At 60.9% G+C, this 16,026-nt stretch carries 19 protein-coding genes; 14 read left to right on the top strand and 5 right to left on the bottom strand.

The genetic code is table 11. The features are described 5' to 3' along the window. The first annotated feature begins 53 nt into the window (after window positions 1–53). From KDW95_RS14570 to KDW95_RS14605, 8 genes are all read left to right on the top strand, one after another. The gene (locus tag KDW95_RS14570) at window positions 54–548 is read left to right on the top strand and encodes a hypothetical protein (protein ID WP_255852547.1); all 495 of its coding nucleotides are present in this window, start codon (window positions 54–56) and stop codon (window positions 546–548) included. 104 nt (window positions 549–652) lie between these two features. Then, on the top strand, window positions 653–1,495 hold the full coding sequence (locus KDW95_RS14575; protein WP_255852548.1) for an NAD-dependent protein deacetylase: 843 nt from the start codon (window positions 653–655) through the stop codon (window positions 1,493–1,495). A 113-nt stretch (window positions 1,496–1,608) separates the two neighbouring features. Next, window positions 1,609–1,737 (top strand): hypothetical protein, encoded by a 129-nt coding sequence (locus KDW95_RS14580; RefSeq protein ID WP_255852549.1) that lies wholly within the window; start codon window positions 1,609–1,611, stop codon window positions 1,735–1,737. Next, window positions 1,730–1,858, top strand: coding sequence for a hypothetical protein (locus KDW95_RS14585; RefSeq protein WP_255852550.1), 129 nt, complete (start codon window positions 1,730–1,732; stop codon window positions 1,856–1,858). The genes KDW95_RS14580 and KDW95_RS14585 overlap by 8 nt, the downstream gene beginning before the upstream one ends. Beyond that, entirely contained in the window at window positions 1,851–1,979 is a 129-nt protein-coding gene (locus tag KDW95_RS14590) for a hypothetical protein (RefSeq protein WP_255852551.1), read from the top strand. The genes KDW95_RS14585 and KDW95_RS14590 overlap by 8 nt, the downstream gene beginning before the upstream one ends. 137 nt (window positions 1,980–2,116) lie before the next feature. Further along, window positions 2,117–3,451 carry an ATP-dependent RNA helicase DbpA gene (gene dbpA / locus KDW95_RS14595; protein ID WP_255856520.1) on the top strand — a complete coding sequence of 445 codons (1,335 nt, stop codon included), beginning with the start codon at window positions 2,117–2,119 and terminating at the stop codon, window positions 3,449–3,451. 123 nt (window positions 3,452–3,574) lie between these two features. Beyond that, window positions 3,575–4,228, top strand: coding sequence for a 2OG-Fe(II) oxygenase (locus tag KDW95_RS14600; protein WP_255852552.1), 654 nt, complete (start codon window positions 3,575–3,577; stop codon window positions 4,226–4,228). Between the two features lie 151 nt (window positions 4,229–4,379). Then, complete coding sequence (locus tag KDW95_RS14605) at window positions 4,380–4,535, top strand: 2OG-Fe(II) oxygenase (protein ID WP_255856521.1); 156 nt, start codon at window positions 4,380–4,382, stop codon at window positions 4,533–4,535. A gap of 39 nt (window positions 4,536–4,574) precedes the next feature. Here KDW95_RS14605 and KDW95_RS14610 read toward each other — a convergent pair whose 3' ends face one another. Beyond that, window positions 4,575–6,119, bottom strand: coding sequence for a bifunctional GNAT family N-acetyltransferase/carbon-nitrogen hydrolase family protein (locus KDW95_RS14610; protein ID WP_255852553.1), 1,545 nt, complete (start codon window positions 6,117–6,119; stop codon window positions 4,575–4,577). Window positions 6,120–6,320: 201 nt separating this feature from the next. On the opposite strand from KDW95_RS14610, the gene KDW95_RS14615 reads away from it, so the two are divergent. Further along, window positions 6,321–7,145, top strand: coding sequence for an ATP-grasp domain-containing protein (locus KDW95_RS14615; protein ID WP_255852554.1), 825 nt, complete (start codon window positions 6,321–6,323; stop codon window positions 7,143–7,145). Between the two features lie 63 nt (window positions 7,146–7,208). Here the strand turns inward: KDW95_RS14615 and KDW95_RS14620 are convergent, their stop codons facing one another. Beyond that, window positions 7,209–8,321, bottom strand: coding sequence for an NADH:flavin oxidoreductase/NADH oxidase (locus KDW95_RS14620; RefSeq protein WP_255852555.1), 1,113 nt, complete (start codon window positions 8,319–8,321; stop codon window positions 7,209–7,211). A gap of 354 nt (window positions 8,322–8,675) precedes the next feature. Here KDW95_RS14620 and KDW95_RS14625 point away from each other — a divergent pair, with 354 nt between their 5' ends. The 4 genes from KDW95_RS14625 to KDW95_RS14640 all read left to right on the top strand — a co-directional run bounded on the left by KDW95_RS14625 (window position 8,676) and on the right by KDW95_RS14640 (window position 12,651). Beyond that, entirely contained in the window at window positions 8,676–9,584 is a 909-nt protein-coding gene (locus tag KDW95_RS14625; protein ID WP_255852556.1) for a LysR substrate-binding domain-containing protein, read from the top strand. Between the two features lie 566 nt (window positions 9,585–10,150). Continuing rightward, entirely contained in the window at window positions 10,151–11,038 is an 888-nt protein-coding gene (locus KDW95_RS14630; RefSeq protein WP_255852557.1) for a DMT family transporter, read from the top strand. A gap of 53 nt (window positions 11,039–11,091) precedes the next feature. After that, window positions 11,092–12,009, top strand: a complete 918-nt coding sequence (locus KDW95_RS14635; protein WP_255852558.1) for a DMT family transporter — start codon at window positions 11,092–11,094, stop codon at window positions 12,007–12,009. 126 nt (window positions 12,010–12,135) lie between these two features. Next, window positions 12,136–12,651, top strand: coding sequence for a disulfide bond formation protein B (locus KDW95_RS14640; RefSeq protein WP_255852559.1), 516 nt, complete (start codon window positions 12,136–12,138; stop codon window positions 12,649–12,651). 90 nt (window positions 12,652–12,741) lie between these two features. Here the strand turns inward: KDW95_RS14640 and leuA are convergent, their stop codons facing one another. From leuA to KDW95_RS14655, 3 genes are all read right to left on the bottom strand, one after another. Continuing rightward, a complete protein-coding gene (gene leuA / locus KDW95_RS14645; protein ID WP_255852560.1) occupies window positions 12,742–14,424 on the bottom strand; it encodes a 2-isopropylmalate synthase in 1,683 nt (560 codons plus the stop codon). A 684-nt stretch (window positions 14,425–15,108) separates the two neighbouring features. After that, window positions 15,109–15,435: a sodium:solute symporter family transporter gene (locus tag KDW95_RS14650; protein ID WP_255852561.1), complete on the bottom strand. Its 327-nt coding sequence runs from the start codon at window positions 15,433–15,435 to the stop codon at window positions 15,109–15,111. A 51-nt stretch (window positions 15,436–15,486) separates the two neighbouring features. Further along, the gene (locus tag KDW95_RS14655) at window positions 15,487–15,612 is read right to left on the bottom strand and encodes a hypothetical protein (RefSeq protein WP_255852562.1); all 126 of its coding nucleotides are present in this window, start codon (window positions 15,610–15,612) and stop codon (window positions 15,487–15,489) included. 244 nt (window positions 15,613–15,856) lie between these two features. Between KDW95_RS14655 and KDW95_RS14660 the strand changes: the two genes are divergently transcribed. After that, window positions 15,857–16,018: a hypothetical protein gene (locus tag KDW95_RS14660; protein WP_255852563.1), complete on the top strand. Its 162-nt coding sequence runs from the start codon at window positions 15,857–15,859 to the stop codon at window positions 16,016–16,018. Window positions 16,019–16,026: the final 8 nt, after the last annotated feature.

Here is a 16,026-nt window from a genome sequence, read left to right on the forward strand (position 1 = left end):
AGGAGGTTGCGCCCGCACAGTACCCGCCACCGGCAAGAATCACCGAGGCCCCCATGCCAGCACCGGAACAGGACCTGCTACTCCAGCTTGACCGGCAGTTGCAGCAGGCGATCGACAACTGCCAGATCGAGGTCTACGGCCAGCCCAGCCAGTTCTATCACCGCGGCTACTACAGCAACCGTACCAGCCTGTGGAGCCACTCTCCCACCCTGCTGCCAAAGCACAACAGCGGCTACCTGATCACCGCGACCCCCAAGGCCGCGCTGCGCCTGGCCATAGTGCCGGTACAGAGCCTGGTTCCCTTTATCGCGCCCCTCATCGGGCCGCAAGCGACGCCAGCAACAAGCACGCGGCCGGATACCCAGCCCCGGCTGGAAGACATCGGCCAGGGACTTGGGCGCCTGTGCGAGCTGCTGGAGCATTACTGCCCGTCCTGTGGTCTGGACGGCTTCGCCACCCTGGCACTGGAAGGCTCGAACCACTACCGCCATGTACTGCTGTTTCGCCCCCTTGATGCCCTGCAACTGTACGATATCGAACCGCTCTGAAGCCCTGTGCCAACAAGGCCAATGGCTAAAATGCTGGCCCGCCGACAGACTTGCACGTACTCTTTGCACCACTGTGAACCCGACACCGGACAAGTGTTTTTGCCATGCCAGATACCCAGCCGCCAGACAGTACGCTGCAACGAATGAGCGATGAGCTCGCCGCCTTTCTGGCCCGCCACCCGCGCCTGTTCGTGCTGTCGGGCGCGGGTATCAGCGCCGATTCCGGCATACCCGACTACCGCGATCACCAGGGCAACTGGAAACGCCCGCCGCCGGTGGATCACCGCGACTTCGTCACCAGCCACAGTTGTCGGCAGCGTTTCTGGGGCCGCAGCCTGGCAGGCTGGCCGCTGATGGCCAAAGCCCGGCCCAATGCCGCGCACCTCGGCCTTGCCGTACTGGAACAGCGCCAGCAGATCGAACTGCTGGTGACCCAGAATGTGGACGGCCTGCATCAGCGTGCCGGCAGCCATGCGGTGCTGGACCTGCACGGGCGCTCCGACAGCGTTATCTGTCTGGGTTGCAGTCAGCGCTATGCCCGCGCCAGCGTGCAGCAGCGCCTGGCCTGCGACAACCCGGGCTTTGCCCGGCTGCAGGCACCGGCCGCCCCGGACGGAGATGCAGACCTCGAAGTGGATTTCAGCCACTTCAAGCTGCACGACTGCGACAGCTGTGGCGGCATTCTCAAGCCCGACGTGGTGTTCTTCGGCGACCAGGTCCCGCGGGAACGGGTCAGCAGTGCCATGGATGCGCTGGCCCGTGCCGATGCCATGCTGGTGGTGGGCTCATCACTGATGGTCTATTCGGGCTTTCGCTTTTGCCGCCAGGCCGCGGCCCTTGGCAAGCCCATCGCCGCCGTGAACCTGGGTCGCACCCGCGCCGATGACCTGCTCAATCTCAAGCTCGAAGCCCCCGCAGGCGTACTGCTGCAACATTGTCTTGGCTGAATCCCGGCAAGCATCGACTCACTGCCAGCCGACCTGGGACTCCAGTGCCCGCGCCGATGACCTGCTCAGCCTAAAGCTCGAAGCCCCCGCAGGCGTACTGCTGCAACATTGTCTTGGCTGAATCCCGGCAAGCATCGACTCACTGCCAGCCGACCTGGGACTCCAGTGCCCGCGCCGATGACCTGCTCAGCCTCAAGCTCGAAGCCCCCGCAGGCATACTGCTGCAACATTGTCTTGGCTGAATCCCGGCAAGCATCGACTCACTGCCAGCCGACCCGGGACTCCAATGCCCGCGCCGATGACCTGCTCAGCCTCAAGCTCGAAGCCCCCGCAGGCATACTGCTGCAACATTGTCTTGGCTGAATCCCGGCAAGCATCGACTCACTGCCAGCCGACCCGGGACTCCAATGCCCGCGCCGATGACCTGCTCAATCTCAAGCTCGAAGCCCCCGCAGGCGTACTGCTGAAAGCCTGTCTGGGCTAACCGCCTGCGGGACCCTGCAGTACTGCAAGGTCACAGCATTGGCAGTCCGATTCGGCTATAATGGCCGCTTTCAGACCGGCTACCGAGGCTACCCGTTGACGTCACTCCCCTTTACCGACCTGCCATTGCCCCAGGCCATGCTCGATAACCTGACCGCCATTGGCTATCAGGAAATGACGCCCATTCAGCAACAGAGCCTGCCCCTGCTGCTGGAAAAACGCGACCTGATTGCCCAGGCCAAAACCGGCAGCGGCAAGACGGCGGCCTTCGGCATCGGTCTGCTGCTCAAGCTTGACCCCACCAGCTTTACCCCCCAGGCACTGGTGCTGTGCCCGACCCGGGAACTGGCCACCCAGGTTGCCAACGAACTGCGCCGGCTGGCGCGCTTCCAGGCCAACATCAAGATCATCACCCTGTCGGGGGGCGTTTCCATTGGCCCGCAGATCGGCTCGCTGGAGCACGGCGCCCACGTGGTGGTTGGCACACCCGGACGTATCCGCGACCACCTGAACAAGGGCACTCTAAAGCTCGGCCGCATCAAAACCCTGGTGCTGGATGAAGCCGACCGCATGCTGGACATGGGTTTTCGGGATGAAATCAAGCAGATCGCCAAGGAAACGCCGCCCAGCCGGCAGACGTTACTGTTCTCCGCCACCTATCCGGAAGGCATTCAGGCCCTGAGTGCCGAATTTCAGCGCGACCCCGCCACCATTACCATCGAGACCAGGGAAAGCCCGCTGAAGATCCAGCAGTGCTTCTTCGAAACCGACCGGGATGAGCGCATGCAGGCGCTGCAGCGATTGTTGCTGCACTATCGCCCGGAAGCGGCGGTGATCTTCTGCAATACACGGCAAAGCTGCAATGAACTGGGAGAGTTTCTTAACAATCAGGGTTTCAGCGCCGCAGTGCTGCACGGTGAACTGGATCAGCGTGACCGTGACCAGGTACTGGTGCTGTTTTCCAACCGCAGCTGCCCGATCCTGATAGCCACCGACGTGGCAGCCCGCGGCCTGGATATCGACGACCTGCCCTGTGTCATAAACTACGAGCTGACCCGTGACGCCGACACCCATACCCACCGTATCGGCCGCACCGGCCGCGCCGGGCGAGAGGGTCTGGCGCTGAACCTGGTGATTCCGTCCGAAGGCTACAAGGTCAATGCCATCATGCAGGCCCTGCAGGCGGAAGATCCCGACTTCCTGCCCTTGCCTGAACTGGGCGGCGAACACCCAGCTCCCGCAGCCATGGTGACACTGGCTATCAATGGCGGGCGCAAGAACAAGGTACGCCCCGGCGACATTCTCGGCGCCCTCACCGGCACCTCCGGTATCGCCGGCGCCAGCGTGGGCAAGATCTTTATCTTCGACTTCGTGTCCTACGTGGCGGTGGAGCGGGCGGTCGCCTCCAGGGCCCTGGAACAGTTGCAAAACGGCACCATCAAGGGCCGCAAGTACCGTATCCGCAAGCTCTAGAACCGCCAGCGCCCCGGGAAACACCCCAGGGCGCCAAAAAGTCCCTTGCAGCGCTCAAAAAGGATGGACAAAGGCGGTTTACAGGCGTAAATAGTGCGCTTTGATCAAACATTGAGCACCGCCTTGAACGCCATTGTCCTGCCCGACAGCACCCTGCTGTTCGACCGTATCGCCGACGACCTGGCGACCACCGGCTACTGCATCTATCCCCGGGCACTGCCGGCATCCCTGACGGACCGCATGTACCAGTACCTACAAGAGCTGGAGCAGGAGGAGTTTCGCCGGGCCGGTATCGGCCGGGATCAGGAACATCAGCTGAACCGCCAGGTGCGCGGAGACCAGATCCGCTGGCTGTCACGCGCCTGCCCGGAAGAGGCGGCTTACCTCGCCTGGATGGAGGCATTGCGCACCGGCATCAACCGGCGCCTGATGATGGGCCTGTTTGACTACGAGTGTCACTTCTCGCGTTATCCACAGGGTGCCTTCTACCGTCGCCATCTGGATGCCTTCCAGGGCCGCACCAACCGGGTCCTCTCGACCGTGTGCTACCTGAACCCGGACTGGCAGGCAGGCAGCGGTGGCGAGCTGCTGATCTATGCCGATGAACAGGCCCGGACCCCGATAGAGCGGGTCGAACCCTGCTACGGCACCCTGGTGGTGTTTCTGAGTGACCGCTTTCCCCACGAAGTGCTGCCGGCCAGGCGCCAGCGGCTGAGCCTCGCCGGCTGGTACCGGGTCAACAACAGCCTGGGCGGCATCGTCGATCCACCGCGCTGACCCTGGCTGCCAGGCGTACCCCGCGACCTTTCTGGCCGGCTGTACCTACACCGGGTCCTCTCGACCCTGTGCTACCTGAACCCGGACTGGCAGGCAGGCAGGCAGCGGTGGCGAACTGCTGATCTATGCCGATGAACAGGCCCGGACCCCCATTGAGCGGGTCGAACCCTGCTACGGCACCCTGGTGGTGTTTCTGAGTGACCGCTTTCCCCACGAAGTGCTGCCGGCCAGGCGCCAGCGGCTGAGCCTCGCCGGCTGGTACCGGGTCAACAACAGCCTGGGCGGCATCGTCGATCCTCCGCGCTGAACGCGCGGCGGCTCCCCCTGGGCTCTCTAGCTCAAAGCCTCAGCTGTCTGCCATGCCCCCCTTATTGCGCATGCTCACCTGGTAGAGATCGTGCCGGCGATCGCGCAGGTTGGTCACCGAGCCTTCGGCCCGCACCACCTTCAGCTTGTCCAGGTCCAGGTCCGAGAACATGATCATCTCGGTATTTGGCGTGGTTTCGGACAGCACCGCATCATGGGGGAACATGAAGTCCGACGGCGAGAACACCGCCGACTGGGCGTACTGCACGTCCAGGTTATCCACACTGGGCAGGTTGCCGACACTGCCCGCGATGCAGACGTAACACTCGTTCTCGATCGCCCGCGCCTGGGCGCAGTGACGCACGCGCAGGTAGCTATTCTTGGTGTCGGTCCAGAAGGGAACGAACAGGATTTCCATGCCTTCCTCGGCCAGCAGGCGCCCGAGTTCGGGAAACTCAACGTCGTAGCAGATCAGTATGCCGATCTTGCCCGCATCGGTATCGAACACCTGCAAACCTTCGCCACCTTCTATCACCCAGTCGCGCCGCTCGTGGGGCGTGATGTGCAGCTTGCGCTGTTCCTCGCAGGTACCGTCGCGGTGGCACAGGTAGGCCACGTTGTAGAGCCGGTCATTTTCAATCAGCGGCATGGAACCGGTGATGATGTTGATGTTGTAGCTCACCGCCATCTGCAGCATGGCTTCGCGGAACTGCTCGGTATAACCGGCCAGGTAGCGAATGGCCTCGGTACGCTGGGACTGGTTGGTCAGCCCCATGAGGGCGCCGTTGAAAAACTCGGGGAAGAGCACAAAGTCGCTTTCGTACTCCGACACCGTGTCGACGAAGTACTCCACCTGCTGCAGGATATCCTCCACCGACTCGATGGTGCGCATCTGCCACTGCACCACGCCAACCCGTACCTGGGTCTTGCGCACGCTGATCGGCCGCGCCTCGGGCTCGTACAGGATGTTGTCCCACTCCAGCAGGGTGGCGTAGCCAGCGGATTTTTCATCTTCCGGCAGATAGCGGCGCAGCAGTCGCTTGACGGTAAAGTCGTTGGCCAGCTGGAAACTCAGGATCGGATCGTAGATTTCCTTGCGTGATACCTTGCCGATGTATTCCTTGGCCGACAGCTCGTCGCTGTATTCGTGGTACTTGGGAATACGCCCGCCGGCGAGAATACTGCGCAGGTTGAACTGGCGACACAGCTCCTTGCGCGCATCGTACAGCCGGCGGCCCAGGCGGTAGCCGCGGTACTCCGGATTGATCAGCACATCGAGCCCGTAGAGCGCATCGCCCGCGGGGTCGACATGGATTTCCTGGCCACGACCGATAAGATCATCATAGGTATGGGGGTTGCTGAACTTTTCATAACTCACCAGGGCCGTCAGGGCGATGCCCACAACCTGCTCATTGTCCACGACACAGATCTGTCCTTCGGGGAACTCATCCACCAGTTTGTGTATGGTGGATTCGGGCCAGGCGCCGCCGATATCCGGGTACACCCGGTCCATCAGCTCCTGAACCTGGGGGTAGTCACTGTGGGTGATATTGCGCAAACCTAGCTTGAGATCTTCAAGACTCATACGGACTCCGTTCGATTCGACCAGCACTGGGACTAAAGATCGCACACCCGGTTGCAACCATGCCAGGGGTGCGGGACTGTTTCGCCTCAGTGTACCCCGGCCCGACTAAAAAAATAGTTCCAATCAGGCTATCGGGCTATTCCCGAGTGACCGCCTTGTGATTAAAATCCGCGCAACTTTTGCCATTGAGCTCGCCCATGTATGAAACTGGTGTCCTTCGACGCTTTTCGCACCCTGCGCCTTCCCGAGACAAATTACATCAAGCCTGAACTCTTCTTCACCCAGCTCGCCAGGGTGCGGGAAGCTGACTGGGTGCTGTTCCCGGAATACTGGCAGGTCAATCCAGTGGTATTCGCCCTGAAGCGGCGCATATTTCCGAGTCTCGCCTCCTATCTTCTCGGCCACAACAAGATCGAGATGACCCGCGCCTTCATGAGCGTGGCCCCCGAGCATGTGCCCTGGACACTCATGGGCCCCAATGACCCGGTGTCAGCCGAGCACCTGTGGCAGCAGATGGCTCTGCCTTTCGTCGCCAAGATTCCAAAAAGCTCCATGGGCGAGGGCGTGTTCCTGATCGAGAACCGCGCCGACTGGCAGCACTACCTCGGCCTAACACCCAGCCTCTACGTGCAGGAATTTCTGCCCATTGATCGCGACCTGCGCATCGTCTGGGTCGGCGACCGCGTACTGGGTGGCTTCTGGCGCCGGCAATCCGAGCAGGGCTTTTACAACAACCTGTCCCGCGGCGGTCAGATCGACAACAGTCCGCTGCCGGCGGCGGCCCTCGCACTGGTGCAGCGCCTGGCCACGGCGCTTGAGATCGACCATGCCGGTTTCGATATCGCCATGGTGGACGGCTATCCCTTCGTGCTGGAGTTCAACCGCCTGTTCGGCAACCGTGGCCTGGGGTCGATCAACAACGATATCCCCGGCGTGATTCTCGACTACCTGCAACGTCGCATCGACTGCGACAACCCGGACGACGACCCGTTGCGACCGACGCCAATCTGGCCCCTCGCCGTCTAACCTCCCCACCTGGCGTCGCTGCCCTCCAGCGGCGCCGTAGCCTGCGCCGGGCTACCCCCGTTTCTAACCAACAAAGAATGCATTTTGAACCGGCATGATGGCCCTGGTATCAACACCCAGGGACTGGGCCGCATGAAATGGCCAGTAGGGATCACGCAGCATTTCACGCCCGATCAAGGCGATATCGGCCTGCCCGCTGGCAATTATGTTTTCTGCCTGCCCGGGATCGCTAATAGTGCCTACGGCCATCGTCATGATATCGGCACCTTCCCTGATACTGGCTGCAAGGCCTATCTGATCGGCGTTGCGATTGCCGATCGAGCTTCTTGAAGCGGGGCTTGCTCCCCCGGCACTGCAGTCGACAATATCCACGCCAAGCTCCTTAAGCCACCTGGCCATTTGAACGTTGTCATGAATGCTCAAGCCCTGCTCATCCCAGTCAGCGGCAGATAACCGCACGGCCAGCGGCAGGTTTTCCGGCCAGACCTCCCGAACCTTGCAGGTCGTTTCCAGCAGCATTCTGGCCCGATTTTCAAAACAGCCCCCGTATTGGTCGGTGCGATTATTGGCGATGGGCGTGAAAAAGCTGTGCAGCAGATAGCCATGGGCCGCGTGAATCTCTAGCAGCTTGTAACCCGCCGCCACTGAACGCCTTGCAGCCGCCACAAACGCATCCTGCGTCTGTTCTATGTCGCTCAACGTCATCATCTTTGGTGTTTTCCACAGGCGCAGACCGTCTCGATCGAAAGGCTCGTCACCCGGAGCAAGGGTCTCATAACCTCCTTCACTGTCTTCCAGGTGCTGCCCGCCGTCCCAGGGCCGGGCGGCACTCCCCTTGCGGCCCGCGTGGGCAATTTGAACGCCGGGTACAGCGCCATGCCGTTCCATGAAAGCGGTGATCGGAATCAGGGCCTCGACCTGGTCGTCATTCCAAATGCCGGCGCAACCGGGAGTGATGCGCCCCTGGGCCGTGACCGCTGTTGCCTCTGCCATGATCAGCCCCGCGCCGCCGACGGCCCTGGAACCCAGGTGCACCAGGTGCCAATCGGTCGCAACACCCTCGATCGAGCTATACTGGCACATGGAAGAAACGCCGATTCGATTTCTAAAGGTGACATCTTTTATTTTCAAGGGGGAGAAAAGTTTAGACACGATCAACTCCTTTATTGAGTTCATTATAAAAGTGAGGACTGCATTGTTTTCTGGCTTTAATAAAAAACAGTTTCAAGGTGAATAACACTGCACCAGGCATTAAATCGATGTTGATGATATAAACGGCCTCCGGTATTAATAGCACCGAACCGTTAACCTGAATCCCGCTCCGACCTCCGGGGAGAATAACCACCACATAGTCCAGACCTCTCCTGCGTGCAGGCTCAAAAGAGCCGATTAAGGCTTCTGCTACAGCAAGGCTAGTAACGACCGTTGTGAATCGAGCAACGGCATCCCTATTTTGGCTGTTTGTTCTGTGACGACAAACGATTTATTCTTACACATGAAATAGATAATCTATTTCATAGGAGATCAACTGTGCATAAACCAATGCCGCCGTTACGAGCACTGGTTGCCTTCGAGGCATCCGTGCGCCATGCCAGCTTCAAGCGAGCTGCCGATGAGCTGTGCCTCACCCCGGGCGCGGTATCGCAGCAGGTTCAGAAACTTGAACAGTGGCTGGGCTATCCGTTGTTTGTGCGTCAGGTCCGTCAGCTAAGTGTCACCGGACCTGGCATGACTTATTACAGCCACATAGCCCCCGCCCTGGAACAGATAAGCTCGGCCAGCGTAGCGTACCGGGAGCGGCCGGCAGATTCCGTATGTTTGTCCCTGTCACAGACGTTGGCAGCCAAGTGGCTCGGTCCCCGTCTGGGGGACTTTGTGAGCCGCTATCCAGCCATTGAAGTACACATCAGCGCGTCCAATAATTCCGTTGATTTCCAGCGTGAAACCGTAGACCTGGCCATACGCCATTTTGACGGCCGTGACTCCACGTTGGATGTGCAGCTGATATCTGATGACGAGGCCAGGTTATTCTGCGCGCCCTCATACCGCGACTCACTGTCACTGGAAAATACAGACCAGCTTGGGGGCGCAACCCTGATTGTTGCCAGCCTGTACCCTTTCTGGGACGACTGGCTCTCAAAATTCACATCCATCGATACCCAGGCCAGAAAGCAGATAACTACACTGCACTTCGATCAAACCCTGCTCGCCATTGATGCCGCCAAACGGGGCCAGGGCCTGGTGTTATGCAACGCTTTGCTGGTGCACGAAGAGCTGGAACGGGGAGAATTGATTGAGCCCTTCGCGCACCGGTTACCCCTGGATAAGAGCTACTACCTGGTCCATCCGAAACGCCAGCCCCTGAGCCAGGCTGCCACTGTGCTGAAAACCTGGCTACTGGCACAGCTACCCGAATACCGCACCGGTGGAATCAGTTAAGCGCCAGACTTCCTTCGGTGCTGCCGGCGGCGGCAGCATCCGATACGCACTGCCCAAGTCCAGGGGGCGCGAACAGCGTCGCCAACGTCGTGCAGAGCATCACCGGACGCGACCGTCGGCGCTATGCTGGCGCTACTACATTGATGCACAGCTTTGGTGCACAGGGCCGCCCCCAGGGTTGACCGAATGATTAGAAATGGCGCATGCTTCTGTTTCACTGAACTGGATTTCCCATGACCTCACTGTCCTGCATCCGCACGCACACATCATTCTGGCTGATCCCTGTGGCCCGCTGGATGTGGCCATCTGCGGTCGGGAGTTAACCGGTTCCAGTCAGTAACCGGGGTTCCAAGGCCGCAGCGCTCACCGCCTGCGGCCTTTTCTGTACAGGGATGTACTTACCGTTATTTGCTCCTGCAATAACGGATTTTCCGCCTTCCGTGGCGGGCATCCTGCGAGCGCAGGGATGCGCTGGAGCAGGGTCACCCATAGGGATGAACGAAGCCTGCGGGCGCCGAAAACGGCCTCGGAAACAGGATGTTTCCGTACTCGACAAGGAGAAACCGATGTCCGTGCCAAGTGCCTACCTGGCTGTCCTGGTGATCTGGGCCACAACCCCCCTGGGGGTCGCCTGGAGCAGCGAAACCGTTAACCCGGTGATGGCCGCCTGGCTGCGCATGGGCATTGCCGCGGTGCTGGGCTGGCTGCTGGTGCGCGGGCTGCGACTGGACATGCCGTGGCACCGTGGCGCCCTCAAATCCTACGCCTGCGCGACACTGGGGATCTTCGGTGCCATGAGCGCCACCTACCTGGCCGTGCGCTTTGTCCCCTCCGGCCTGATCTCGGTGACCTTTGGCCTGTCACCGGTACTGTCAGCGCTGCTGGCGCAGGTGCTGCTGCGCGAAGCGCCACTGGCGCCGCACCGCTGGCTGGCCTGCATCCTCGCCCTGTCGGGCCTGGCATGGATCTTTATGGACGATACCACCCTGAGTCGCGATACCTGGCCTGGCATTGCGCTATTGCTGCTGGCGGTGTTGCTGTTCAGCCTCAGCGCGGTCATGGTCAAGCGCGAGGCGCTGGCGATTCATCCGCTGCCCCATACCGTCGGTGCGCTGCTGCTCAGCCTGCCCTGTTACGGTCTGCTGTGGCTGTTGCTGGATGGCACTGCGCCGACTTTCGATTTCAGCAGTCACTCGCCCTGGGCCATTCTGTACCTGGCGGTGTTCGGCTCGCTGATCGGCTTTGTCAGCTATTTCCATATTCTCAGCAAGCTGGCACCCAGCACCGTGGCCCTGGTTACCCTGGTTACGCCCGTATTCGCGTTGCTGCTGGGCAGCCTGCTGAACAAGGAACAGGTGAGCCCAAGCGTCTGGAGCGGTACCGCCGTAATCATGGGTGGCCTGGCGATCTTTTTCTGGGGCCACCGGATCAAGCCCGCCCGGCTGCTGTTTTAAACCCGTTAATCGCCCGGATGCCAAAACATCCCGGGCCCGAGAGAGTCCACTACATGTCCGTTTCAAGCACCACCACAGGCGTCCCGCCGGGACCGTACGACAACCACGCCAAGGGCATGCTGATTGCCGCCTGTGGCGTGCTGGTATTGAGCTTCGATGCCCTGCTGATCCGCCTGGCCGACAGTTCCTCCTATAACGTCACCTTCTGGCGCGGCGCCTTCACCTGCCTGGCCACCGGTTTGCTGTGCCTGTACTGGCGCAAACGCCAGCGCTGGCCCACAACACCGGCTCTGTGGCTCGGCGGCATCGCCATCGCCAGCCTCTACGGCGTGAATACCTGGCTGTTCGTGTATTCCATCAGCCATACCAATACCGCCAATACGGTGGTGATACTCGCCAGTTCACCGCTATTTGCCGCACTCTTTTCCCGCCTGTTACTGGGCGAGCGCGTACTGCAACGCACACTGGTTGCCATCGCCGTATCGGTACTCGGCGTACTGGTGGTATTCGCCGGTTCCGAGAGTGCCGCCAGCCAGTGGCTGGGCGATATCGCGGCACTGGTACTGGCCGCCAGCATGGGCATGATGTTTACCCTCTTGCGTCGCTTTCAGGCCTTGCCCCGCCTGCCCATCATTGCCATGGCCGGCGCCATAGCAGCACTGATCAGCTGGCCCCTGGCTACCCCGCTCACGCTCGCGCCCGCCAGTTACGGCTGGCTCGCCCTGATGGGACTGATCCAGATCCCGCTGGCGACCATCCTGATCATGACGGCACCACGCTATCTGCCGTCCACCGAGGTTAGCCTGTTCCTGTTGCTGGAAACGGTACTGGGCCCCATCTGGGTCTGGCTGCTCCTGGGCGAAACCACCTCGATACACACCCTGGTGGGCGGCACGGCCATTCTTGGCGCCATCAGCGTCAATACCTGGCTGGCACTGCGCCGGGCACCGGGTAACGCCGCCGTGGCCTAGCAACGTGCCACACTGGCGGGTTCACAGGGATGTCGCCATTTGGCGTCGTTATCACACCCAGGCTCTGGAACCCGACGGCGCTTTCGTGTTCAGATAGCGCAAATACTTTGCTGAGGAAGCCCTCCCATGTTCAACCAGCTATCGACTCTTGGGCGCAGCGCCTGGTACTGGCTGGCGATGATTCTGCTCGGCCTGACCGTCGAAGGTATCGCGCTCTATTATCAGTACGGGCTGGGCTACGGCCCCTGTGTACTGTGCGTGCATATCCGGCTCTGGCTGGCGGGCTTTATTCTGGCCTGCGTACTTGGATTCCTGGGATGCGGCTGGACCTTTACCCGCAAACTGGCCCAGTTGCTGGGCTTTGTTACCATGCTGGGAATGCTGGAGCGCAGCTGGACCACGCTCGGCGTCGAGCGCGGCTGGATCGAAGGCAGCTGCAGCATGGAGTCGGGACTGCCGACCTGGCTGGCACCCGAGCAGTGGCTGCCCGAAGTCTTCGAGATCTGGGAACCCTGCGGCTACACGCCGGAAATGCCCCTGGGCTTCACCATGGCCGAAGTGCTGGTCGTGCTGAGCGCCTTCATGACCCTGCTGACCGGGCTGATCCTTGTATCCCGGGGCCGGCGCAAAAGCTTTTTCTGAGCCTCAGCCAAACGCCAGCCATTAAAAATCCCGTGCTTTGCAGCACGGGATTTTTTGTTTCAGCTCAGCGTTGCAGCTGGCGATTCAGGCTCAGGCCGCAGCTACTTTGGCTTCACAGCCCCCTCTGGTCAGGGCCTCGAGGATCGCATTCAGCGAGGCGGTAACGATATCCTCGCTCACCGCTACGCCGCTGTAGCGACTGCCATTGAGCCCCATCTGCACGAAACTGATCGCTTCGGCACCTTCACCGTGACTGGCACCCAGCGCATGTTCGCTGTACTCCACCAGCACCACGGACTCCCTCATTTCACGGTTCAGCGCATCGACAAAAGCCCCCACCACGCCGGTACCCGTACCGGCCAGCGAGCGGGTTTCACCGTGCCAGTGAATCCTGGCGTTCAGGCTGTCCTGGCCGTTATCACGGCTCAGCTGGTAACCCAGAATACGGGCGCCGCTGTCGACCGGTCGCAGGTAGCTGTCATTAAAAATCTGCCAGATCTGCTCGCCGTTCAGCTCCGTCGCCGTGGCCTCGGTGGCCTGCTGCACCCTGGCACTGAACTCGATCTGCATCCAGCGTGGCATCTGGATGCCGTACTCGCGCTCAAGCACATAGGCCACCCCGCCCTTGCCGGACTGGCTGTTGATGCGGATCACCGCCTGGTAGTCGCGGCCCAGGTCCTCCGGGTCGATCGGCAGGTAAGCCACCTCCCAGGGCGCATCGCTCTGACGCCTGGCCAGGCACTTGCGGATGGCATCCTGGTGACTGCCCGAAAAGGCCGTAAACACCAGCTCGCCGGCATAAGGATGGCGCGGATGCACCGGCAGCTGTGTGCAGGCCTTCACACACTCGACAATCTCGTCCATGTTGGCCAGGTTCAGCTGCGGGTCCACCCCCTGGCTGTACAGGTTCAGCGCCATGGTGACGATGTCCATGTTGCCGGTGCGTTCACCGTTCCCCAGCAAAGTACCCTCGATACGATCGGCGCCGGCCATGACCCCGAGCTCCGCCGCCGCCACGCCGCAGCCGCGGTCGTTGTGGGTGTGCAGGCTGATGATCAGCGAGTCTCGCCGGGCGATATGGTCGCAGACCCACTCGACCTGGTCGGCGAAGACGTTCGGGGTCGACATCTCCACCGTGGCCGGCAGGTTGATAATGACCTTGTTCTCGGGGGTGGGCTGCCACACCGCGGTGACCGCATCACAGACCTCCACCGCGTAATCCAGCTCGGTGCCGGTAAAGCTCTCGGGGGAATACTGGAAGGCCCACTCAGTCTCGGGATTTTGTGCCGCCAGACGTGCCACGCTGTGAGCGCCCTTGACCGCGATCGCCTTGATGCCCTCGCGATCCAGCCCAAACACCTGTTCACGCTGTACGGTGGAGGTGGAGTTGTACAGATGCACGATGGCCCGGCGTGCCCCGCGCAGCGACTCGAAGGTGCGCGCAATCAGCTCGTCCCGTGCCTGGGTCAGCACCTGGATGGTCACGTCTTCGGGTATCAGGTTGTCGGTGATCAGGGAGCGAACAAAGTCGAAATCCGGCTGGGAGGCAGCCGGAAAGCCCACCTCGATTTCCTTGAAGCCGAGCTTGACCAGCAGTTCGAACATGCGGCGTTTTTGCACCACGTTCATCGGTTCGATCAGGGCCTGGTTGCCATCGCGCAGATCGACACTGCACCAGCGCGGTGCACGGTCAATGATCTGGTCCGGCCAGCGACGGTCGGGTTTGCGGATGGGAGCGAAGGGGCGGTACTTGCGGTGGTCAAATGAACTCATCGGATGTCTCCAGGTAGCGATACGGGTCGCGAGCCAGCTCGCGAAAGTGGCAGAGGCAGGCTACCGGGCGCCACAGAAATTCCTGGCCCGGCAACCGCGTCAAAGTCGTATCGACAGCATCCTGAAAAACGTCATGCTCTGGTCCTGATCATCAAAAAAGGGGATGAAACGCTGAGCACCTCCACCGGGCCGGGTAGCCCTGACACTCAGTCCCTTGTGGGGTTCTGGCAGTGCTGGCGGACCCGGCTCTCTTGTGAAGAGTAACGGTCGCCGGGCTCCTGCTGGGAGCTCCGGTTGCCGGCACCGCTGAGGAGATCAGCGATTTCGTAGAGCCATTCTAGCGGGAGCCCGGGGGTGAATGTGTGCAAAGGTAGCGCCCGGCTGGGCTTATTTCGAGCATAACAACCAATAAACCCATAAAAATTAGTTATTTCACGCTTACTTAAAATAAAACCTGCAAAATAATCACTAAACAATGTTTATAAACAGCATTTTTTGATTAGTGTTGTTTCCTACAACGGGCCTGGTACCGCTATGCACCTTCAGCACTCGTCTCGATAGAACAGATAGCCCTGAACCCGATCACCAGGGCACTCAGCACACAGAGCCCCGCCACGCCGTAGATGGCCCCGCCGAGTGCATTGCGGAACCTCCTTAACAGGCTGTGGATAAATACCTGCGCGGCTATCGCAGCGTTATACATAGTCTCAAGACGGTCATGGAAATGCCGCTGCTGACCTCAACTCCGATCACCGCATGGAACACCGTGCCCACCGCCAGCGCCTGGGCGCCGAGAATGCCGACACAGAAGACCAGCGAAAACAGCCCGGTACAAAGGCGCGCCGGTGCACCGAAGTGCTGCTCCATAATGTCACCGATGGTCTGTGCATTCACATAGCGCTTCAGCCGTGGCGCTATATAGAGCCCCGACAGTACCGTGGCCATGGGGAAGGCGCTGGCGGCAAACATGAAGGCGTAGCCATCTTCAAACGCCTTGCTGGCGCGCCCCATGGAGGCACCGCCACCGAGAAAGGAGGCCGCCAGGGTGGCAAACAGGATGGGTCAGACGATACGGTTGCCCGCCACGGCAAAGTCGGCGCTGGATTTGACCTTCCTGACGCTGCGATAGCCGATGTAAATCAGCAATGTGAAGTAACCGATCAGGCCCAGCGTATCGTACCGGAGCATGTCACAGCTCCGGCTGTTTCGTAGTTAACGGATTGGCCACTCGGTCAGGCGACTCGGATCGTCCTGCCGTTCGAGAATACGCGCAGGCAACTGTTCGACAAACACCCGGGTGATACCCGAGCGCGGCAGATCCGCCGCAGACATGATACCGAACTTGAGCCGGGTCTAGGGCTCGAAGCGCCGAAAAACAACCTTGCCGGGGGACGCATAGCTGCAATAACCGGTCACCGGTACCGGGTCCATAATGCAGACGCCAATCCCCCGTGCAACAAAGCACAGCGCCCTGCTTGATCGCCTTCCTGACATCGATGCCCTGGTGCTCGAGTGCACCGGCCTGTCCTGCTTTTCGCCCCGCATGGTGGCCGCCAGGGTACAGCACGTCGGCGTGCCGGCATTTCGGCCCTGACAAACGCC

This window comes from Marinobacterium rhizophilum (genome assembly GCF_024397915.1).
In the GTDB taxonomy this organism is placed as follows: domain Bacteria; phylum Pseudomonadota; class Gammaproteobacteria; order Pseudomonadales; family Balneatricaceae; genus Marinobacterium_A; species Marinobacterium_A rhizophilum_A.